Below are 20,895 nucleotides of genomic sequence, written 5' to 3' on the forward strand. Positions count from 1 at the left end.
TCAGACCCATTACCACTCCGACGGAAAGGAACTCCGCCCGTGGACCTGCTGACCGCGCTGCGCGCCCACCGCCTCGTCGCCATCGTGCGCGGCGGTGACGCGGACGCCGCGCTGAAGACCGTACTGGCCCTCGTCGAGGAGGGCGTCACCCTGGTCGAGGTCTCGCTGAGCGGCCGGGACGCGCTGGAGGTCATCGCCGCGGCCCGCACCGCCCTCGGCCCCGACGCGCCGCTCGGCGCGGGCACCGTCCTCACCGCCGACGACGCCCGCGCCGCCCGTCGCGCGGGCGCCGACTTCCTGGTGACGCCCGCGCTGGGCGAGGCGGTCGAGGCGGCACGCGCCCTCGGACTCCCGGTACTGGCCGGGGTGATGACCCCCACCGACATCGTCGCCGCGGTACGGCTCGGCGCCGACGCGCTGAAACTCTTCCCCGCCGCCCAGGCGGGCGGCCCCTCCTACCTGCGGGCCCTGCGCGGGCCGTTCCCCACCCTGCCCTTCGTCCCCGTCGGCGGCGTCGACGAGGACGCCGCCCGCGCCTACCTCGCCGCGGGCGCCACCGCGGTCGGCGTCGGCTCCCCGCTGATCGGCGACGCGGCCGACGGCGGCAGCCTCGACGCACTCCGCTCGCGCGCCCGGACCTTCACCGCGGCGACCCGCGCGGCCGCGCTCGGGGGTGCCCGGTGACGGCCCTGCCGGAACGCACCCTCGCGGCCGGACCCGTCGTGTGTGTCGGGGAGACCATGGTGGCGCTCGTGCCCGAGCCGGTGGGGGCGCTGGCGCTCGCCGAGCGGTGCGCGGTCGGGGTGGCGGGGGCGGAGTCGAATGTGGCGATGTATCTGGCCGACCACGCGGTGCCGGTGCGCTGGGTGTCGGCGGTCGGGGCCGATCCGTTCGGCGAGCGGGTACGGCGGGAGGTCGCCGCGTGCGGGGTCGACGTCAGCGGGGTGCGGGTCGACCCGGAGCGGCCCACCGGGCTGCTGGTGAAGGACCCCGGCCCGGACGGCACGGGCGTCCGCTACTACCGGAGCGGTTCGGCCGCCGCCGCCCTCGGACCCGGACTGCTGGCCGACGAGGCCGTACGGACGGCGGGCCTGCTGCACCTGACCGGCGTCACCGCCGCCCTGTCACCCTCCTGCCGCGCCCTGGTGGAGGAGGCGCTGCGCGGCCCGCTGCCGGTGAGCTTCGACGTCAACCACCGCCCCGCGCTGTGGCCGCCGGACACGGCGCCCGGGGTGCTGCGCGCGCTGGCCGACCGCGCGGACATCGTCTTCGTCGGACTGGACGAGGCACAGAGGCTGTGGGGGAGCGCGCTGTCCGGCGCCGAGGACGTACGCGCCCTGCTGCCGCGCCCCCGGCTGCTGGTGGTCAAGGACGGCGCGACCGGCGCCACGGCCTTCGACGGCGGCGCCGCGTACACCGTGCCCGCACTCCGTACCCACGTGGTCGAACCCGTCGGCGCGGGTGACGCCTTCGCCGCGGGCTTCCTGGCCGGGCTGCTGCGCGGCCAGTCGCTGACGACGGCGCTGCGGCTCGGCCATCTCACCGCGGGCGCCGCCCTGCGGGTGACCGGCGACCACGGACCCCTGCCGGACCCGGCCCGGATCGCCGAACTGCTGGCCGCGAGCGACGAGCGATGGAGCGGGGCGTCCGTCTGAGAGCGGCCCGCCGCGTCAGTCCGCCATCCGGTCGATCTGCCGGATCTTGTTGGTCACGTCGAGCGCCGCGACCTTGTACGACTCCGCCAGCGTCGGGTAGTTGAAGACGGCGTCCACCAGGTAGTCGACGGTGCCGCCGCACCCCATCACCGCGTGCCCGATGTGGATCAGCTCCGTCGCCCCGGTGCCGAAGCAGTGCACACCGAGCAGCCGCCGGTCGTCGGGGGAGACCAGCAGCTTGAGCATGCCGTGGGCGTCGCCGATGATCTGGCCGCGGGCCAGCTCCCGGTAGCGCGAGACACCGACCTCGAACGGCACGAGCTCGTCGGTGAGCTGGTCCTCGGTGCGGCCGATGAAGCTGACCTCCGGAATGGTGTAGATGCCGATCGGCTGCAGGTCCTGCAGACCGTGCACCGGCTCGCCGCACGCGTGGTACGCCGCGGTGCGGCCCTGCTCCATGGAGGTGGCGGCCAGCGCCGGGAACCCTATGACGTCACCGACGGCGTAGATGTGCGGCACCGCGGTGCGGTAGTGCTCGTCCACCGCGATCCTGCCGCGCTTGTCCGCCGTCAACCCCGCCCGCTCCAGGTCCAGTTCGTCGGTCAGCCCCTGCCGCCCCGCGGAGTACATCACCGCGTCCGCCGCGATCTTCTTCCCGCTCTCCAGTACGGTCAGCGTGCCGCGCGCGTGCCGCTCGACCGCCGCCACCGTCTCGCCGAACCGGAAGGTGACCGCCAGGTCGCGCAGGTGGTAGCGGAGCGCCTCGACGATCTCCGCGTCGCAGAAGTCCAGCATCCCCTCGCGCTGTTCGACCACCGTGATCTTGCTGCCGAGGGCGGCGAACATCGAGGCGTACTCCATCCCGATGACGCCCGCGCCCACGATCACCATGGACCGCGGCACCCGTTCCATGTTCAGGATGCTGTCGGAGTCCATGATCGTGACGTCGTCGAACTCCACACTCGCCGGCCGGGCCGGCCGCGTGCCGGTGGCGATCACGATATGACTCGCCGTCAGCAGCCGTTCCTGGCCCCGCGCGTCCCGCACCGCCACGGTGTGGTCGTCGACGAACCGGCCGGTGCCCGACAGCAGCGCGACCTGGTTCCTGGACAGCTGGCTGCGCACCACGTCGACCTCGCGGCTGACCACGTGCTGGGTCCTGGCCGTCAGGTCGGCGACGGTGATGTCCTCCTTGAGCCGGTAGCTCTGGCCGTACAGATCGCGCTGGTTGAGCCCGGTGAGATAGAGCACCGCCTCGCGCAGGGTCTTCGAGGGGATCGTCCCCGAGTGGATCGACACCCCGCCGACGGTGTCGGGGCGCTCCACGACCGCCGCGCGCCTGCCCAGCTTGGCCGCCGCGATGGCGGCCTTCTGGCCGCCGGGACCTGAACCGATCACCAACACGTCGAAGTCGGGCACGCGAGTGAGTGTGCCAGCCCGCGGGACCCGCCGGAAGGCTCTCGGAGCACCCGCTACCCGACGCTACCTGACCGGTGCGAAGAGGTGCTGCGCGGCGACGGCGGCGCCGCCGCGGGCCCACTCCTCGAAGGGCAGCGGGCGCAGCACAAGATCGCACTCGGCGGCGGCGCCGAACGCCCGCGCGGCGAACGTCTCGCGGATCTGGTCGGCGAACAGGTCGTACGTCGCCACGCCTTCGCCGGAGATGATGATGCGCTCCGGGCCGATGAGGTTGGCCACCGAGGCGATGGCCAGCCCCAGCGCGTGCCCGGCGCGGGCGAAGACCGCGCGCACCGCCTCGTCGCCGGAGTGCGCCAGCCGGACGGCCTCGGTCATGGTCAGCGCCGGGTTGCCGGTGGCCAGCCGGGCCTGGTCGGTGATCGCGTGGGTGGACGCGACGGCCTCCACGCAGCCGGTGTTGCCGCAGGTGCAGATCCGTTCGGCCCCGCCGACCGGCAGATGGCCGACCTCGCCGGAGACGCCGTGCGCGCCGGAGACGACCCGGCCGCCGATGGACAGCCCGCAGCCGATCCCGGCGCCGACGGTGATCAGCGCGAAGGACGACAGGCCCGCTCCCGCGCCGAACCACTGCTCGGCGACGGTCAGCGCGCGGACGTCGTTCTCGATCAGCGTCGGCGTGCCGGTGGCGGTCTCGACGAGCTGGGCCAGCGGCACCCGGCGCCAGTCGAGGAACGGCGAGTACTGCACGACACCGGTCCGGCCGTCCACGTCGCCGGAGATGGTCACGCCGACGCTGTGGATGTCCGTGCCGCCGTCGGCTCCCGCGTCCGCCCCGGCCGCCGAGCGCAGCCGCTTGACCAGTTTGGCGATCTCCAGGACGACGGTGCCGACGTCCCGCGAGTCGAGGGTGACCCGGCGGGCGGCCAGCGGCTCGGCGGTCAGGTCGGCCAGCACACCGATCAGCTCGTCGGCGGTCACCTTCACGCCGACGAAGCGGGCGCGCTCGGGCCGCACCGCGATCAGGGTGGCGGGCCGCCCGGTGGGGCGCCGGGGCGCCGGGGTGCTGAGTTCGGTGATCCAGCCGTCCGCCAGCAGCGGGCTGGTGACCTTGGTGACGGCGCCCGCGGACAGGCCCGTACGCCGGCCCGCCTCGGCCCGGGTGAGCGGGCCGTGGGCGAGCAGGGTCTGGAACACCAGAGCGGCGGCGGGTGGCTGATCGGCGAGAGTCACCCTCCGACCATACCTTTCCAGCGGAAGGTAAAGAAGCCTGGATCCATAGCGGATTCGCTCGATGCCCGGCGCGATGGACGGAGAGTCCCGACGTGGACGGCGCAACGACTATGTTGACGTTGGAAGGAAACCCTGGCTACAGTCGCCGCACTCCCGCCAACTCAACCCTCCTCATCCGACGGCCCGCCGTGCGCGTGCGCGGCGCCGAGATGGAGCAGTCATGGCACCTTCCGACAGACCCGTACGCCTGAGAGACCCCCGCCGCGGGGCAGCCGCCTTCCGCACGGGCGGCGGCGCCCGCCGCGCTCTCGCCCCCGCCCTCCTCGCGACGACCGCGCTGATCGCGGCCTTCTCCGTACCGGCGGCGGCTTCCGCGCCCGCCACCGCCAAGGCGTCCGTCCCTCAGGCCACGGCCGGCAAACCGGCGCCCGTCCTCGCGGCCAAGCCGTACATGGGCTGGAGCAGCTGGAGCCTGGAGTCCACCAACTTCCCCGGCTTCGGCGGCGAGAACTGGCTCACCGAGGCCCATGTGCTGCAGCAGGCGGACGTGCTGGCCTCGAAGCTGAAGTCCCACGGCTACGTCTACGTCAACGTGGACGCCGGCTGGAACGTCGACAACGGGCACAACCTGTCCGACGGCTACGCCAGGCCGACCGCGGACCTGAAGAAGTTCCCGCACGGCATGAAGTACCTCGGCGACCAACTGCACGCCAAGGGACTGAAGTTCGGCGTCTACCTCGCCGTCGGCCTCTACCAGGACTACTACAACGACGGCACGACGCCGATCTACGGCGCCCCGGGCTGCACCACCAAGGACATCGTCTACCCCGACCTGCGCAAGACCAGCGGCTGGGACAACGTCTCCTACCAGCTGAACTTCGCCAGCCCCTGCACCGCCAAGTACATCCAGTCCGAGGCGGACGAACTCGCCTCCTGGGGCGTGGACTTCCTCAAGATCGACGGTGTCGGCCCCGGCTCCTTCCAGGGCGACGCGGCGCACGACAACACGCAGGACATCGCGTCCTGGCACACCGCGCTGCAGCACACCGGCCGCCCGATCCAGCTCACCATCTCCTGGGCGCTCAGCCACGGCAAGGCCGACGTGTGGAAGGCGAACTCCAACGGCTGGCGGGTCGACACCGACGTCGAGTGCTACTGCGACTCGCTGGTGACCTGGAACAACTCGGTCAAGCAGCGCTGGAACGACGTGGTGCCGTGGATCGGCGACGCGGCACCCGGCCACTGGAACAACCTCGACTCCCTCGATGTCGGCGTCGGCGCCATGGACGGCGTCAACGACGTCGAGCGCCAGAGCTACATGACGCTGTGGGCCATCGAGTCGGCCCCGCTCTACACCGGTGACGACCTCACCAAGCTCGACAAGTACGGCCTGTCGCTGCTCACCAACGACGAGGTCATCGCGGTCGACCAGGCGGGCAACCCGGCCAAGCCGGTCAGCCAGAGCGCGAGCCAGCAGGTCTGGTACGCCCGCAACGCGGACGGCGGTTACACGGTCGCGCTGTTCAACCTCGGCGCCGGCTACGCCGATGTGACCGCGAACTGGAGCGACCTGGGATTCAGCGGCAAGGCCGCGGTCCGCGACCTGTGGAGCCACAAGAGCCTCGGCAGCTCCAGCGGCGCCTTCACCGCCAACCTGCCGCCGCACGGCTCCCGGCTGCTCCACCTCACCCCCGCGAGCGTCGGCAGCGGGCCCGGCACCCCCCTCGCCGTCCACGGCACCGCCTCCACCGCGACCAGCGTCTCGCTGGCCTGGGACGCCGTGAACTCCGGTACGGCCACGACCGGTTACGACATCTACGCGGGCGGCGCGAAGGTCGCGTCGGCCACCGGCACCTCCACCACCGTCACCGGCCTGACCGCCGCCACCGGCTACTCCTTCACCGTCGTGGCGCACGACGCCAAGGGCCGCCGGTCGGCGGCGAGCACGGCGGTGCCGGTCACCACGCCCGACACCACCGGACCCGTCGCCTACGAGGCCGAGGCACCCGGCAACACCCTCACCGGCAACGCCAGTGTCAACGGCTGCGACGAGTGCTCCGGCGGCAAGAAGGTCGGCAACCTCGGCGGCGGCAGCAACGCGGTGACGATCAACAACGTGACCGCGCCGAAGGACGGCACCTACCTGCTGAAGCTCGACTACACCGACGGTTCCTCCGGGCGCACGGTCGTGGTCACCGTCGGCGGCACGTCCTTCCAGCTCCCGCTGGCGGGCTCCAACGACAACAACTGGGGCTCCCCGCACACCGTGACGGTCCCCGTCCCGCTCAAGGCCGGTGCGAACGCGATCCAGTTCGGCAACCCGTCGGACTACGTCTCGGACATCGACAAGATCACCGTCTGACCCCGGGTACCGGCAGCCCGTCCCCTACTGCCCGCGCACCTGGCGCCCTGGCCGGCCGGCCGGGTGCGCGGGCTCGGCCGGAACACGCCGATTCGCTCCCGCGGCACACGGACGCCCATCTGGCACACAGACGAAGGCGGTAGCTTCGGCACCATGATCGCCCACCTCACGCCCCCTGCGGAAAGGACCTCTCCATGACCGCCATCCCCGCGCGGATCGTCTCCCTGCGCGCGGCAGGCACCGCACTCGTCGTGGAACTCACCGAGCCGGTGCCCCGGGTCCTCCACTGGGGTGCGGACCTCGGCGATCTCTCGGACGCGGACCTTGCCGCGCTGAGCCTGACCGCCGAGGGCGCGGTGCTCAACAACTCGCTCGATGTGCCACGGCGGTTCACCATCTGGCCGACCGAGGCCGACGGCTGGTCGGGCACCCCCGCCCAGCAGGGCCACCGGTCGGGCACCGCCACCAGCCCCCGCCTGGTCACCACCGGCACCGCCTACCAAGAACTCCCCGCCGGGGGAGGCGAGTTGACCATCAGCCTGCGCGACACCACCGCCGCCCTCGACATCACCGTCGGCTACCGGCTGGAGCCGTCCGGCGTCCTCGGCGTGCGCACCACCCTCACCAGCGACCCCGACGCCACCGTCGACGCGCCCTACGACCTCGCCGGGCTGCACACCCTGCTGCCGCTGCCCGAACGGGCCGCCGAGATCCTGGACTTCACCGGAAAGTGGAGCCGCGAACGCTCCCCGCAGCGGCGCACGCTCGGCTTCGGCACCCACGCCAGGGACGTACGCCGCGGCAAGCCCGGCGCCGACTCGCCGTACCTGCTCACCGCGGGCGTCCCCGGCTTCGGCTTCCGGGACGGCGAGGTGTGGGGCGTGCATGTCGCCTGGAGCGGCGACCAGCGCTATCTGGCGGAGCGGCTGCCGGAGGGCGCGGGCACCCACAGCGCGGTACTCGGCGGCGGTGAACTGCTGCGGGCGGGCGAGGTGCGCCTGGGCCCCGGCGAGTCGTACACCGCACCGGTCTGCTGGTTCGGCTGGTCCGCCGACGGTCTCGACGGTCTCGCCGACCGCTTCCACGCCCTGCTGCGCGCCCGCCCCTCGCACCCGGCCCGCCCGCGCCCGCTGGTCCTCAACAGCTGGGAGGCCGTCTACTTCGACCACGACCTCGACCGCCTGCTGCGGCTCGCCGACCGCGCCGCGCAGGTGGGCGTGGAGCGGTTCGTGCTGGACGACGGCTGGTTCACCGGGCGGCGCGACGACACCTCGGCGCTCGGGGACTGGACGGTCGACAAGGACGTCTGGCCCGAGGGCCTGTCCCCGCTGGCCGACCATGTCCGCGCCCTGGGAATGGAGTTCGGGCTGTGGGTCGAGCCCGAGATGATCAGCCTCGACTCCGACCTGGCCCGTGACCACCCCGAGTGGATCCTCGCCCCGTCCGCCGGCGTCGGACCCAGCGCCCGCCACCAGTACACCCTGGACCTCGCCCACCCCGACGCCTGGCGGTACCTCCTCGACGCGCTCGACACCCTGGTCGGCCGCTACGGGATCAGCTTCCTGAAGTGGGACCACAACCGCGAGCTGCACGAGGCGGTGCACCGCGGGCCCGGCGGGGTGGACACCCCCGGCGGCCGGGCGCAGGTGACCGCCCTCTACCGGCTGCTGGACGCCCTCAAGGAGCGCCACCCCGGTCTGGAGATCGAGTCCTGCGCGAGCGGCGGCGGCCGGATCGACCTGGGCATCCTCTCCCGTACGGACCGGGTCTGGGCCTCGGACTGCAACGATCCGCTGGAACGCCAGACGATCCAGCGCTGGACCGGGCAGCTCCTGCCGCCGGAACTCGTCGGCGCCCATGTCGGCCCCACCCCCAGCCACACCACGGGACGCCCGGGCACCGACACCTTCCGGATGGTCACCGCCCTGTTCGGGCACGCGGGCATCGAGCAGGACCTCGCCGTCTGCACCCCGGAGGAGATCGCCCGGCTGACCGCCTGGGCCGGTCTCTACCGGGAGTTCCGCCCGCTGCTGCACACCGGCCGGGTGGTCCGCGCCGACCTGCGCGGCGACGCCACCCTGCTGCACGGCGTGGTCGCCGCCGACGGCGGGCGCGCCCTGTTCTGCTGGGCCCGGCTGACCACCTCGGCCGAGGGGCAGTCCGGCCGGATCCGGCTGCCGGGACTGGACTCCTGCGTCTCCTACCGCGTCCGGATCCGCACCGAACTCGGACTGCCGTCGGCGCACCAGACCGCGGGCCCCGCCTGGACCGCCCGGGCCGCCGACGACTGGCTCCCGCTGCCCGGCGCGCTGCTGGCCGGCGCGGGCCTGCCGATGCCCACCCTCAACCCCGAACAGGCCCTGCTCATCGAGGTCGAGCGGGTCTCCCCGGCGGCCCACCCGTAGCCGCCCCGCACCGGGCCCGTGCCGCGCGTCGTCGGCGGCACGGGCTCAGCCGGTGATCCGCATCAGCACGATGCCGTTGTCGCCGACGGTGAAGGCGAAGTCGGACGGGCCGTTGAACCCGTCGCCGCCCACCGTGCTGCTGACGGTCACCGTGTCGCCGTCCCTGCGTACGCCGTTGACGTCCAGGGAGACCCGGACGCCGATGAACTCGCCGTCGCTCCACCCCCTGATCGCCTCCCGGCCGCGGAACAGCCGCCCCCAGTCGTCCACCGCCCCCTCGGTGGCGAAGGCGTCGAGGAACGCGTCGGTGTCGCCCGCGTTGGCGGCGTCCAGCGCGCGCCGCACCGCGGGGTGCATCGCGGGGTCGGTGGTCATGGCGGGTTCCTTCCACGCAGGGGCGGCTCACCCACGAGTATCGGCCGGACCGCCGCCGCGGGCGCGGCGCCACACGCCGGTGCGGGGGGAGGGACGTACGCCAGTCGGCGTAGCCCGGCACGCGCCGCCGGTCGGATACGGTTCCCGGTCGGGGCCGCCGCGTGGCCGGGCCGGACGAGGGGTAGGGGACGGGCGTGATCGAACTCGCCGAGATGATCGAGCAGTTACGCAGGGAGCTGAGCACCGCGATGGCCGCGGGCCGCGACGAGGAACTGCGGTTCGCGCTGGGGCCGGTCGAGCTGGAGGCCGACGTCGTGGTGGAGCGGTCGGCGACCGCGGGCGCGAAGATCCGGTTCTGGGTCGTCGAGGGGAACGCCGACGGCCGTACCGCCGCCACCACCACGCACCGGGTCAGGCTCACCCTCGAACCCCGCACACGCGACGGCAACCGGCGGCCCTGGGTGAGCGGGGCCGAGGCGGACGGGGAGCGCTGACGGCGTGCCGACGCACCAGCCGCCGCCGGTCGCGGGGCTCGACCCGGCCAGGGTCGCCGAGATCCTGGTGACCGCGGCCGCCGGGCAGCCCGGGCGCCGCGGATCCGGCTACCGGGTGGGCGCCCGCTGCGTCCTGACGGCCGCTCATGTCGTCGGCGGACCTGAGACCGTGGTGCACGTGCGGTTCGACGCCGACCGGCCGGGGGAGTGGACCGCCCGCGCCCGGGTGCTGCTCGCCTCCGCGGCGGCGGACGCCGCGCTGCTGGAGATCACCGACGCCGTACCGGACGCGGACGCGACCCCACCGCGCCCGGTGCGCTTCGGGGCCGTGCCCGAGGCCGATGTCGTCCTGGCCTGCAGCGCCATGGGCTTCCCCCGGTTCAAGCTGCGCGCGGACCCGATGGGGCGGCTCGGCAGCGGCGAGACGGTGCCGCCCGCGCGGTACCGCGACTCCTGCCATGCCACCGGCACCATCTCGGCGCTGTCGAACCGCCGCGAGGGCACCCTCGAACTCGCCGTCACCGCGCCCCACGCCGACCCCGACGCCGCCCGCTCGCCCTGGGAGGGCATGTCGGGCGCCGCCGTCTGGCACGCCGGCACGCTCATCGGCCTGATCAGCGCCCACCACCCCGCCGACGGCCTCGGCCGCCTCGCCGCCACCCGGGTCGACCGCTGGTACGACCTGCTGACCCCGGCGGAACTGGCCCTCCTCCACGAACACGCCGGACTGCCGCCCGCCGCCACCGGTCCCGACCCGGCCGCGGCGCTCCCCGAGCCCGAGCCGGACCCCGCTGCCACTGAACCGAACCCGGGCGCCGACGCCCCCGCCCCGCCGCCGCCATTCCCGCGCACGCTCCCGCTGCTGGCCATCGAGGGACTGGTGAGCGTGCTGACCGACCTGCCGACCGTACGGAACGCCACCAGCCTGGCGCTGCTGCTCGACAGCGTGAAGCCCGAGGTCGCCGCCCACAGCCCGCGCCACCCCGCCCTGCGCGTCGACGTGATCAACATCGTGCGCACCTGCCTGAGTTACGGGGCACTGGACCAACTGCTGGAAGCCGTAAGGCTGATGGAGGGCGACTCCGCCGGGGTGGCCCGGATGGAACGGGAGGCCGCACTGCTGCGGGCCGCGCGCTGACCGGATATCGCGCCACAGGGGACGCGCGGGGTTTCACGGTGCCCCGCTCTGGGCCATCATGAGAGGGGCGTGGGTCAACGGTCAGCCGGAACCGGGGGAAGGGGCCAGGCAGCTATGGAGCAGTCGATGCCCGCCGTCGAGTCCGGACTCGTCGATCTCGCGGGGGTATCACTTGAAGCGCTGCGCTGCCTGGACGGCCGGATCCTGGCCTCGTCATTGGCCGAACTGCTGCACAGGATCGACAACCCCCAGGCGAGCGTCAGCGACTACACCCCGCAGCACCTCGACTGACGGCCCGTCCGCCGTCGCGGAAGCCGACGATGCCCGCTGACACCGGCGACTCCACCCGCCACCCCGCTGTGCCGGACGAGCTGCCCCGGCACCGGCTTTCGGCCGAGAATCTCCGCGCCCTGGCCCACGGCGACGGCGGCCCGGGCACGCTGGACCAGCTGCGCGCCGCCGAACGAAGTCGCCGCCTGCTCCTTTTGCGCGCCCTGGACGACGCGCTCGCCGCCCACGGCTCTCCCACGCCCTTCGAGACCGCTCCCGCCTGGGAGCTGCTGGCCCGCGCCCAACGGCAGGCGCCCGCCGACGTCGACGACCTGCTGATGTACCCGCAGACCGGTATGTGGCTGGCCGTCGCGCTGCGCCGGCTGCGCGGGCCGCGCGGCGCGGCGGGCAGGGGGCAGCCCCCGCTGTGGGTGGTACTCGGCCATCTGTCCGCGCTCGCCGCCGCCGCGGGCGTACGCGCCGGTCTGGACTTCGCGATCACCGTGCCGGTACGGCGGGGATACGCGCCGCTGCCGATGCTGGGCTGCGCGGTGCTGGAGACCTCGGGGGAGGACTGGACGACCGCCCGGGTGCGGGCGGCGGGCGGCACGGTGTGGGTGGAGACACCGCGGGAGACCGTCGCGTTACCGGACCGGGGCGCCACGGACGGCCCCGGCTGGCACGCGCTGCGCCGGATCGGCGCGGGACCCGCGGACCGGCGGCTGTCGCTCGCCCTGGAGGACATGGACCCCTACCGCACCTACGCGCGGCCGAGCGAGCCCGCCCCGCTGTCCGCCGCCGCCGCGTCCCGCTGGCAGGAGGTGCTCACCCGCGCCTGGACCGTACTGGAGCGGGACGAACCCCGCACCGCCGACGCCATGCGGCACGGGCTGATGTCGCTGACCCCGGTGGCCGCGGGGGAACGGTTCCGGCCGCACAGCGTCTCGGCCGGCGACGCCTTCGGCGGCGTCATGGTGTCGGAACCGGACGACCCGGTACAGCTCGCGGCGACCCTCGTGCACGAGTTCCAGCACATCAAGCTCAGCGGTCTGCTGCATCTGGCGCCCCTCTGCGACGCCGGGGAAGCCCCGGACGGGGGGGAGGAGTTGTTCTACGCCCCCTGGCGGGACGACCCCAGACCGCTCGGCGGCATGTTGCAGGGCATCTTCGCCTTCATGGGCGTCACCCGCTTCTGGCGCGCCCACCGGCACACCGCGGGTCCTGACACGGCGCCCGCCGCGCATTTCGAGTTCGCGCTGTGGCGGACCCAGCTGTGGTCGACGCTGCTCCTGGTGCACCGTCACCGGCGTCTCACCCCGCTGGGGTTACGGTTCCTGGAGGGCTTGCGGAAGCGGTGCGCCGCCTGGCTGGACGACCCCGTCCCGCCCGAACCGCTGGCACTCGCCGAAGCCGCCGCCGCGGACCACCGGGCCCGCTGGCGCGCCCACCATCTGCGGCCCGCCGCGCACGCGGTGGAGGAGGCCGTGCACGGCTGGCTGCGCGGCAGCGACCGGCCGCCGCGCGCCCTGGCCGCCGAGCCCCTGCTGGTCCCCGACGCCCGGGCCCGCTGGCTGGACAGCGCGGCGGCACTCACCCGGCACCGCCTCAGCGGCCCGCCGCGAGCCGTGTCGGACGCGGCGCACGTCAGCGGGGCGCTGCCCGGAGACACGCTCCTCGCCGTGGGCGAACACACCGCGGCCCGCGCCGCCTATGTCGCGCAACTGATTGCCGAACCTGGCCACGCCGCCGCCTGGGCGGGCCTGGGCCGGGCGCTGACGGCGGCCGGTTCGCATCCCGAGGCCGCGGACCTCCTGCGTCACCACCCCGAACGCGCCCGCGCCGTCCACCCCGCCCTGCTGCACGCCACGGGCCAGGCGCCCGACCCGCTGCGCCTGGCCGACTGGCTGGCCCGTACCGGCTGACCGCCCGTCAGAGCGGCATCGGGCGGCTAGAGCGGCATCGGGTCGACGTCGCAGTTGGCGCGCTCGCCCGCCCGTGCCTGGACCGTGGCCGGGTGCGGGGTCGCGGTGGCGGAGGACTCCCGGCGGGGGACGTCGAGGACCCGTTCCATCCGGGCCAGGGTGTCGGCCCGCAAGGCGGCGCCCTCGTCCGCGGCGCCCAGTGCGATCATGTCGAGGGAGACGTTCCCCGCGCACACCAGTGTGGTGGGGTGGTCCTCGCCGAGCGTGGACCGTGACAACGCCAGGGCCCGCTCGCCGAGTTCGCGCGCCTCGCTGTCCAGCCCCAGCGCGCTGAAGTCACTCGCCAGGTTGATCGCGGCCACCAGCGCCGTGGGATGGCCGGATCCCAGCCGTTCCGTCAGCGACGCCAGTGCGGCCTCGTCGAGCCGCCGCGCCTCCTCGGTCTGGCCGAGCAGCCGCAGCGTCACCGCCAGGTCGATGTCGGCCGCCAGCACATGCGGGTGCCGAGGGTCGAAGATCCGCCGGTAGCGCTCGCACGCCTTCACCCCGCGGTCCTTGGCCGCCTCCATCTCGCCGTTCTGCCGCAGCGCCACCGACAGGGTGAGTGCCGCCGACAGCGACTGCGGGTGGGTGTCGCCGTAGCGGCGGGTGAACTGGGCGAAGGCGTCCCGGGCCAGCTCCAGGGAGGTGGCGTGGTCGCCCTCCTTGCGGCACGCGACCCCGAGACTGCGCATCGCGCCGAGGGTGGAGGGGTTGGCGGGCCCGAGGACGTCGCGGTACGCGTCCAGCACGTTCTGCTGCAGCGCGCGGGCGCCCACGTAGTCGCCGGTCTCGCGTACGTCGATGGCGATACTGCCCTCGGTGACCAGCGAGTTCTGGTGGTCCCTGCCGTACAGCCGCAGCTTCAGGGCGTAGGTGTGCCGGTCGAGTTCCAGCGCCCGGCCGAAGTCGCCGACCAGCCGCAGGCTCACACCGAAGTTGTGCGCCACGTTCAGCGTGGTCGGGTCCTCCTCGCCGAAGGACCGCAGCGCCCGGTTGTAGACCGTCTCGTCCAGCCGGGCGCCGGTGCCGAAGTCGCCCTCCACCCGGCGGACGGCGGCCTCGAAGTTCAGCGCGTCCAGCGCGTCCTCGCGGGTGTCCTCGCGGCCCTCGGGCGCGGTACGGGCGTAGACCTCCTGCAGCTGGGTCACGAGTTGGGCGGCGTCCCGGTAGCGGCCCACCACCAGGTACATGAAGCCCAGCCACTGGCCCATGATCCCGGTCTGCTGGTCCTCGTCGCCGAAGAGGGTCCGCCAGGTCTTCCAGGTCTGCTCCGAGAAGTCCAGCGCCACGTCGTGGTCGCCCCAGAAGTAGAGGTACTGGGCGATGTTCATCACGAGCTGGCGGACCCACGGCTGGTCCGACTCGTTGGCCCGGGAGGCGATGACATGCCCGTACAGCTCCGCGTAGCGGGGCCAGTTCGCGGCGATCGCCGGTCCCTTGGGGTCGGCGGCGGCCAGTAGCGTGTGCGCGCCTTGGCGCATGAGGTTCTGCTCCTCGACGGTCATGCGGTTGATCAGAACGGCCTGCACCAGGCGGTGCATCTCGATCGAGTTGGTGCGATGGTCGATCCTGGCCAGGGAGTACCGGTTGACCTCCCTTATCGCCCGGGCCAGCCGCATCGGGTCGTTGAGGGCCATGTCCAGCTCGGGCACGATCCGGCTGTTGCCGAGTCCGGAGAAGATGGAGCGGGAGATCGGGTCGGGAGCGAAGTACGAGCAGAGCTGGAGCAGCCGCAGTGAGGCCGGGTTGCGGGTCTCCAAGTGGTCCAGCGAGACGTTCCAGGCGGCGGCGACCGGGAGTTGGTAGTCCGGCGGCGGCGAGACCTCCAACAGCTCGCTGCGCTTGCCCTCGAACAGCCGCAGGTACTCCGAGACCGGCATGCCGGTCTCGGCCCGCCAGGCGGCGGCCTGCTCCAGCGCCAGCGGCAGGTCGCCGAGCGCCTCGGCGAGCTGGTCCGCCTCGTCCTCCAGCAGCGGTGAACCGGAGCGCCGCAGCAGCTCCTTGCTCTCCTCGCGGGTGAAGACGTCGACCTCCAGCGACCCGCCCACCAGGCCCCAGCGCCGGTTGCGCGAGGTGACCAGGATGGTGCCGCTGCCGCCGGTGGGGAAGTAGTGCCGGACCCGCTCGGGGCTGTCGGCGTTGTCGAAGATCAGCAGCCAGCGGGCGTACGGCCGCCCCTCGCGCAGGGCTTCGCGCACCGCGGGCCCCGCGGTGTTCGCCTCCATGCTGGTCTCGAGACCGAGCCGCTGCGCCAGTTCCACCAGGGCGCGGCCGATGTCCCCCGGGCGCTCGGCCGGGATCCACCACACGATGTCGAACTCGCTCTGGTGCCGGTAGGCGTACTCGATGGCGAGCTGGGTCTTGCCCACCCCGCCCATGCCGTGGATCGCCTCGGGAAGGACCGTGGTGGTGCCCTCCCGCAGCCGCTCGCCGAGCAGTTCGAGCAGCTCCATGCGGCCGGTGAAGTTGGGGTTGCGCGGCGGGATGTTCCCCCAGATGCGGGGTTGTGACGAACGCTCGCCGTCCACCGTTGCCTGCGGCGTTGTCGTCATCGCCGACGCTCCTTCTGGAGTTGTCCCGGACCGCGCCGCGCCACCGACCGGCGGAGGCTGCTCCGCGGGCCGGGTCGGCCGGCGGTCCGGCCGGGTGGGAGTGTGTTTGGCCAAGCTGACGGCGTTCTGCCGGTCGTACCAGCTCACTACGCTGGCCAGCATCTTGGCGCGTTGCAGGAAGCGGCCCGACAGGGCGCGCAGGGCCGTCAGTTCGACCCGGAGGAAGGTGATGTTGCGGTGCGTCACCGTGGGCATCGCCAGGGTTTCCAGCGGCTCGTCGGCGGGTGGCAGCAGCGCCGCACGTCCTTCCGGCGGGTCCTCGCCGAGCAGGGAGCGCACGTCGTACAGCACACGGGCGGTGTCACTGCGGCGCCCGAGCGCCAGTAACTCCTCCCGGATATCGGGTCCGAAGGCGAACGCCACATCCGCCGGGCCGTCGCCGTCCGCGTCGACGGGCCGCACCAGGCCGCTCATCAGCAGCTCGGCCAGATGGACGGTTCCGGCGCCGGGGGTGGCGGCGGCCACCGAGCGCAGCACCGGGAACGACAGCGGCGCGGCGGCCAGCCGGGTGGCCAGCGCGAAGGCGGTCGGGGAGGCGGCGGCACGGAAGTCCGAGACGCGGGCGTGCGCGGGCACCCCGCTGCTCGGGTCGGGCACGCCCTCGGTCCACGGCACCGCGCGCGCCGCGTCCGAGCGCCGCTTCCACACCCTGGCCCGTACCGCTGACAGGTCCAGCCAGTCGGCCGACGGGCCGCGCAGCAGTTCGGCCCACGCCGAGGTCCACCGCTCGGTGAGCTCCAGCACCGGCACCGGTACGACGTCCGGGTCGGCGGGACCGTCGGGGCTGCTCGTGGCGCCGCCACCGGGCGGGGCCACCGGTTCGGTGCCGCGCTGCTCCCAGCGCAGTTCGCTGTTGGCCGCCCAGGCGTGCGGGGCGCGCAGCCGTACCCGTTCGATGTCCAGACCGGTGCGGTACCACAGGCGCTGCGGCAGCAGGTGCACCACGGCGACCGGACCGGACCGCGCCCAGCGGTGCAGCAGCGGGAGTACGGCCTCCGAGCGCCATCCGGCGGCGAGTCCGTCGGTCAGCACCAGCACCAGACGGCGGCCGCCGCCCGCGGCGGGCAGCGGGTGCTCCAGCCGGATCCGGCCCGGCTCGGTCTCGTCGGAGCCCAGCAGCCGGATGGTCCCGACGCCGGTGAACGACTCCTCGCCGGTCAGTTCGCCGACGACCTCGTCGACCGTCTCCGCCCAGATCCGCATCGTCAGATGGGCGTCCACGACGAGCAGCACCTCGGCGCCGCCCTGCCCGTGGGACCGCGCGAGGCGGCCGAGCCCCTGTAACGCCGGGAGCAGGGGCCCGGTCCGGGGCGCCGGCCGCTGAGCGTCATCGCTGTGCATAGGCCCCAGAGCTCTCGGAGCGTCCGGCGGACGAGGAGAGGAACGAGGAGTCCCGCACACAGCGGGCATGCGTGACGTCCACAGGCAAAGCGTGGCAGCGCCGTGTCGCGGGTGCAAGGCGACCGGCCAGCCACGGAATGGGTTGACCCGAATGCACTGTGGTATGCGCTCTTGTGCGGTTGTCGCACGGTGAATTGACCAATGCCTCTGACTCCTTCACAGCGTGACACTGCCGATCGGCGTGTGCAAGACGCCCATGTGGGTGACCGGTCGCTCAGGTTTTCAGAGGTGCGCGTGGCGGCCCCGGTGGTCCGGGGCGGCGTTCGGGGTCGTCGAGCAGGATCGCCAGATGCCTTCCCACATGGCTGTCCCACCCCTGCGGGCCCAGCGCCAGAGCCTGATTGCGCCATTTCGCGGTGCGCTCCACCAGGCTGCCGAGCCCGCGGTCCTGCAGGATCTCGCTGACCGCGTCCTTGAAGGCCGGGTCGGCGCAGTCGCCGCGGTGCCAGATCACCGCCGGGACACCGGATCTGAGCCCGGCCAGCAGTTCCCGGTCGCCGACGCCCGTACCGTCCCCCGGCGGGCCGCTGAGCACCAGGCACACCGCGCCCTGGTCCTCCTTCAACTCCCGTTCGAGGTGGAAGAAGTAGCTCTCGTCCTGGCCCGGACGGCTCCAGTGCGAATGGCTGTCGGCGGGCTGCTCGCGCAACTGCCGCCATTTGTTGTGCCACGGCCGGTGCCAGGACGCCCGGCGCAGCCGCTCCAGGCTGCGCACCAGGACCGCGTAGTCCATCACCAGCGGTGTGGGGGAGGCGGAGTCGGATTCCTTGTGCCACCACTCGACCGGCTCGTTCAGCAGTTCCCACGGAAGGATGAATTCCAGGATGACGGGCTGCCGCAGGTCGGCCCATTTCTCCTCGGCCTGCTCGACGAGGCGTTCGACCTCGCCCGGCAGGTCGTCCCGGTGCAGATGGACGGTATCGCCGGGTACCGGGTGCCAGCCCTCGGAGTCCGACTGCCGCCAGTGCGACAGGTAGTAGCGCGCCGGGTCCATGCCGTCCGGCTCGAACTGGATCATCAGATAGGCCGGTACGTGCGACGACGACGGCGGTACGTACTCGGTCCGCTGCCACTGCGTCATCTCGTCGTCCAGCCCCCAGTCGCGGGCCTGCACCCGGTTCCAGCGGCGCAGCAACTCGGCGGACACGGGCTGGCCCTCCTCCACGAACCGGTCGGCCACCAGCGCCAGGAACGCCAGGCTCGCGGGCAGTTCACCCCGCGCGGAGTTGGCCCCCGCCAGCCGCAGGAAGACCTGCCAGGCGGTGTCGCACCAGAGCGGCAGCTCCTGGGTCCGCGACCGGCTCGCCCTGCGGGCCAGCGCGGTGAGGCCCTTGGGCCCCACGGACTGCAGGACGGGCCGTAACACGTGCAGATCGGCGCCGTCGAAGAACTCGACGGCCTCCCACTCGTCCACCAGCCGCCACAGGTCCATTACCGACGGCGACTGCTGCTCCACGTATCCCAGCGACCGCACCAGGCAGGACAGGCCGTTGCGGACCGAGGAGCACTTCTCCACCATGCCCAGCAGCCAGGGTCGCAGCGTGTCGCCGGTGAACGCCTCGACAGGCGAGGCGAGTTCCTCGCCGAGCATGGTGAGCCACAGGTCGCGGCTGACCGGCTGGCGCACCGTCGCCGACTCCTGGAGCACGTCGACGACCGCCGCCGTCAGCTCGTTCCGCACCCGCGCAGGGCCGCGCTCTTCCGCCGCGTCCACCCCGTCCACCCCCCACAACTCCACAGGCACCGGACGGCGCCGAACCGCCGTATTCCGATGGTGAAAACAGCGTAGGGCAGCGGGAGAGCACACGGCAGATGATGGGACAATTACATGGTCAGCACGGTGTCACGGAATTACCCCCGCATTCGGCGGGCGAATTGCGCGCCGCATTGTTGCTCCTATTGCGAACAGACGCCGCCCGGTGGCCGGTTCCGCCCACCGGGCGCGGTGAGTTCCGCGTCACCCGCCGTCCGGCGGGGCGGGGAAGGGCAGCGGGCGCGGGGCGACGGGTGTCGAGACGACGATCGAGGTCGTGGTCTGGCCGAAGAGCAGGAAGCGGTCGATGATCTCCTCCAGTCCCTCGATCGACGGCGCGTGCAGCTTGAGGTAGAAGCAGTCCTCGCCGGTGACCCGGTGGCACTCCACCACCTGCGGGGTGTCGCGGGCGGTCTCGGCGACCCGGGGGAGCTGGCCGGGGCCCGGCCGGATCCGCAGCAGCGCGGTCACCGGCATCCCGAGCGCCACGGGGTCGACGTCCATCCGGAACCCGGTGATCACGCCCACCCGCTCCAGCCGCTGCACCCGCTCGGTGACCGCGGGCGCGGACATGCCGACCCGGCGGGCCAGCTCGGACATCGACAGCCGCGGATCGGCGTGCAGCTCGGTCAGCAGCCGCACATTGACCGCGTCGAGCAGCCGGGTGCGGTCTTCGTAGGTGCTCTGGCCGTTCAGGCTGGAATCTCCAGGCATTTTGTCGCTCCCACCGTGAAACAGCCCTTCATCTTCGCGGCGATGATCAGGAAAATACTCCCATGGAATCGATCCGGACGAACCCGGGCCGGACCCGCGGAGCCTGAGGAGGCGGACAGCATGCGATACACCCGACTGGGTACCTCCGGGCTGAAGGTGTCACGGCTGGCCCTGGGAATGATGAGCTACGGCGACAAGGCGCACCGGGAGTGGATGCTGCCGGAGGAGGAGGCGGAACCCATCGTGCGGCGGGCCGTCGAGGCGGGGGTGACCTTCTTCGACACCGCCGACATGTACTCGCTCGGCCGCAGCGAGGAGATCACCGGGCGGCTGCTCGGCAGGCTCTTCCCGCGCCGTGAGGACTACGTGCTCGCCACCAAGGTCTACTTCCCGATGGGGCCGGGCCCCAACGACCGGGGCCTGTCGCGCGCCCACATCATGAGCTCCATCGACGCCTCGCTGCGCCGCCTGGGCACCGACCACGTCGACCTCTACCAGATCCACCGCTGGGACTACGAGACGCCGATCGAGGAGACGATGGCGGCGCTGGACGACGTCGTACGGTCCGGGAAGGCGCGCTACATCGGCGCCTCCAGCATGTTCGCCCACCAGTTCGCGAAGGCGCAGTACACCGCGCGCACGGCGGGCGGCGCCGCCTTCGTGTCGATGCAGAACCACTACAACCTCGTCTACCGGGAGGAGGAGCGGGAGATGATCCCGCTCTGCCTCGACCAGGGCGTGGGCTGTGTGCCGTGGAGCCCGCTGGCCCGCGGGCTGCTCGCGGGTTCGCGCGGGCGCGGCGGGGTGCGGCACACCGTGCGGGCCGGGAGCGACCCGCTGGGCGAGGAGATGTACACCGACGACGATTTCGACGTGGTCGACGCGGTCGCGGCCGTCGCCGCCGAGCGCGGTGTGCCGATGGCCCAGGTCGCCCTCGCCTGGCTGCTGGCCCGGCCCGGCGTGAGCGCGCCGATCGTCGGCGCCACCCGCACCGCCCACCTCGACGACGCGGTCGCGGCGGTCGAACTCGAGCTGTCCGACGAGGAGATCGCCCGCCTGGAGAAGCCGTACCAGCCGCACTCGGTACGCGGCCACAGCTGACC

Annotated in this window: 15 protein-coding genes; 9 read left to right on the forward strand and 6 right to left on the reverse strand. The window is 73.0% G+C overall.

Annotated elements, in window-relative coordinates; translation table 11 throughout:
* Positions 1-39: 39 nt before the first annotated feature.
* Both AB0M29_RS27610 and AB0M29_RS27615 read left to right on the forward strand, forming a co-directional pair.
* A complete protein-coding gene (locus tag AB0M29_RS27610) occupies positions 40-684 on the forward strand; it encodes a bifunctional 4-hydroxy-2-oxoglutarate aldolase/2-dehydro-3-deoxy-phosphogluconate aldolase (RefSeq protein ID WP_365387261.1) in 645 nt (214 codons plus the stop codon).
* Positions 681-1,655 carry a sugar kinase gene (locus AB0M29_RS27615; protein ID WP_365387263.1) on the forward strand — a complete coding sequence of 325 codons (975 nt, stop codon included), beginning with the start codon at positions 681-683 and terminating at the stop codon, positions 1,653-1,655. Before AB0M29_RS27610 ends, AB0M29_RS27615 begins: the two co-directional genes overlap by 4 nt.
* A 15-nt stretch (positions 1,656-1,670) precedes the next feature.
* On the opposite strand, the gene sthA is transcribed toward AB0M29_RS27615, so the two are convergent.
* Both sthA and AB0M29_RS27625 read right to left on the reverse strand, forming a co-directional pair.
* Positions 1,671-3,074: a Si-specific NAD(P)(+) transhydrogenase gene (sthA, locus tag AB0M29_RS27620; protein WP_365387265.1), complete on the reverse strand. Its 1,404-nt coding sequence runs from the start codon at positions 3,072-3,074 to the stop codon at positions 1,671-1,673.
* 63 nt (positions 3,075-3,137) lie between these two features.
* The gene (locus AB0M29_RS27625) at positions 3,138-4,304 is read right to left on the reverse strand and encodes an ROK family transcriptional regulator (RefSeq protein ID WP_365387266.1); all 1,167 of its coding nucleotides are present in this window, start codon (positions 4,302-4,304) and stop codon (positions 3,138-3,140) included.
* A 220-nt stretch (positions 4,305-4,524) separates the two neighbouring features.
* Here AB0M29_RS27625 and AB0M29_RS27630 point away from each other — a divergent pair, with 220 nt between their 5' ends.
* A complete protein-coding gene (locus tag AB0M29_RS27630) occupies positions 4,525-6,666 on the forward strand; it encodes a CBM35 domain-containing protein (RefSeq protein ID WP_365387268.1) in 2,142 nt (713 codons plus the stop codon).
* A gap of 194 nt (positions 6,667-6,860) precedes the next feature.
* On the forward strand, positions 6,861-9,071 hold the full coding sequence (locus tag AB0M29_RS27635; RefSeq protein ID WP_365387270.1) for an alpha-galactosidase: 2,211 nt from the start codon (positions 6,861-6,863) through the stop codon (positions 9,069-9,071).
* Positions 9,072-9,116: 45 nt separating this feature from the next.
* Here AB0M29_RS27635 and AB0M29_RS27640 read toward each other — a convergent pair whose 3' ends face one another.
* The gene (locus AB0M29_RS27640; protein ID WP_365387272.1) at positions 9,117-9,446 is read right to left on the reverse strand and encodes a nuclear transport factor 2 family protein; all 330 of its coding nucleotides are present in this window, start codon (positions 9,444-9,446) and stop codon (positions 9,117-9,119) included.
* Positions 9,447-9,640: 194 nt separating this feature from the next.
* Here AB0M29_RS27640 and AB0M29_RS27645 point away from each other — a divergent pair, with 194 nt between their 5' ends.
* From AB0M29_RS27645 to AB0M29_RS27660, 4 genes are all read left to right on the forward strand, one after another.
* Positions 9,641-9,940 (forward strand): trypco2 family protein, encoded by a 300-nt coding sequence (locus AB0M29_RS27645; RefSeq protein ID WP_365387274.1) that lies wholly within the window; start codon positions 9,641-9,643, stop codon positions 9,938-9,940.
* Positions 9,941-9,944: 4 nt separating this feature from the next.
* Positions 9,945-11,078 (forward strand): trypsin-like peptidase domain-containing protein, encoded by a 1,134-nt coding sequence (locus tag AB0M29_RS27650; RefSeq protein ID WP_365387276.1) that lies wholly within the window; start codon positions 9,945-9,947, stop codon positions 11,076-11,078.
* A 114-nt stretch (positions 11,079-11,192) separates the two neighbouring features.
* Complete coding sequence (locus tag AB0M29_RS27655) at positions 11,193-11,369, forward strand: hypothetical protein (RefSeq protein ID WP_365387278.1); 177 nt, start codon at positions 11,193-11,195, stop codon at positions 11,367-11,369.
* Between the two features lie 29 nt (positions 11,370-11,398).
* Complete coding sequence (locus AB0M29_RS27660) at positions 11,399-13,270, forward strand: HEXXH motif-containing putative peptide modification protein (RefSeq protein WP_365387280.1); 1,872 nt, start codon at positions 11,399-11,401, stop codon at positions 13,268-13,270.
* Between the two features lie 26 nt (positions 13,271-13,296).
* Here the strand turns inward: AB0M29_RS27660 and fxsT are convergent, their stop codons facing one another.
* The 3 genes from fxsT to AB0M29_RS27675 all read right to left on the reverse strand — a co-directional run bounded on the left by fxsT (position 13,297) and on the right by AB0M29_RS27675 (position 19,792).
* Entirely contained in the window at positions 13,297-17,265 is a 3,969-nt protein-coding gene (fxsT, locus tag AB0M29_RS27665; RefSeq protein ID WP_365387283.1) for an FxSxx-COOH system tetratricopeptide repeat protein, read from the reverse strand.
* A 274-nt stretch (positions 17,266-17,539) separates the two neighbouring features.
* Complete coding sequence (locus AB0M29_RS27670) at positions 17,540-19,048, reverse strand: hypothetical protein (protein WP_365387285.1); 1,509 nt, start codon at positions 19,046-19,048, stop codon at positions 17,540-17,542.
* 234 nt (positions 19,049-19,282) lie between these two features.
* Positions 19,283-19,792 (reverse strand): Lrp/AsnC family transcriptional regulator, encoded by a 510-nt coding sequence (locus AB0M29_RS27675; RefSeq protein WP_365387287.1) that lies wholly within the window; start codon positions 19,790-19,792, stop codon positions 19,283-19,285.
* Between the two features lie 120 nt (positions 19,793-19,912).
* Between AB0M29_RS27675 and AB0M29_RS27680 the strand changes: the two genes are divergently transcribed.
* Positions 19,913-20,893: an aldo/keto reductase gene (locus AB0M29_RS27680; RefSeq protein ID WP_365387290.1), complete on the forward strand. Its 981-nt coding sequence runs from the start codon at positions 19,913-19,915 to the stop codon at positions 20,891-20,893.
* Positions 20,894-20,895 lie beyond the last annotated feature (2 nt).

The organism is Streptomyces sp. NPDC051976 (assembly GCF_040680795.1).
GTDB lineage: Bacteria > Actinomycetota > Actinomycetes > Streptomycetales > Streptomycetaceae > Actinacidiphila.

Excerpts from the sequence above, each read along its gene's own strand:
- AB0M29_RS27660 (WP_365387280.1), top strand. The coding sequence starts at position 11,399 with ATGCCCGCTGACACCGGCGACTCCACCCGCCACCCCGCTGTGCCGGAC.
- fxsT (WP_365387283.1), bottom strand. The coding sequence starts at position 17,265 with ATGCACAGCGATGACGCTCAGCGGCCGGCGCCCCGGACCGGGCCCCTG.
- AB0M29_RS27630 (WP_365387268.1), top strand. The coding sequence starts at position 4,525 with ATGGCACCTTCCGACAGACCCGTACGCCTGAGAGACCCCCGCCGCGGG.
- AB0M29_RS27640 (WP_365387272.1), bottom strand. The coding sequence starts at position 9,446 with ATGACCACCGACCCCGCGATGCACCCCGCGGTGCGGCGCGCGCTGGAC.
- AB0M29_RS27680 (WP_365387290.1), top strand. The coding sequence starts at position 19,913 with ATGCGATACACCCGACTGGGTACCTCCGGGCTGAAGGTGTCACGGCTG.
- AB0M29_RS27675 (WP_365387287.1), bottom strand. The coding sequence starts at position 19,792 with ATGCCTGGAGATTCCAGCCTGAACGGCCAGAGCACCTACGAAGACCGC.
- AB0M29_RS27655 (WP_365387278.1), top strand. The coding sequence starts at position 11,193 with ATGGAGCAGTCGATGCCCGCCGTCGAGTCCGGACTCGTCGATCTCGCG.
- AB0M29_RS27635 (WP_365387270.1), top strand. The coding sequence starts at position 6,861 with ATGACCGCCATCCCCGCGCGGATCGTCTCCCTGCGCGCGGCAGGCACC.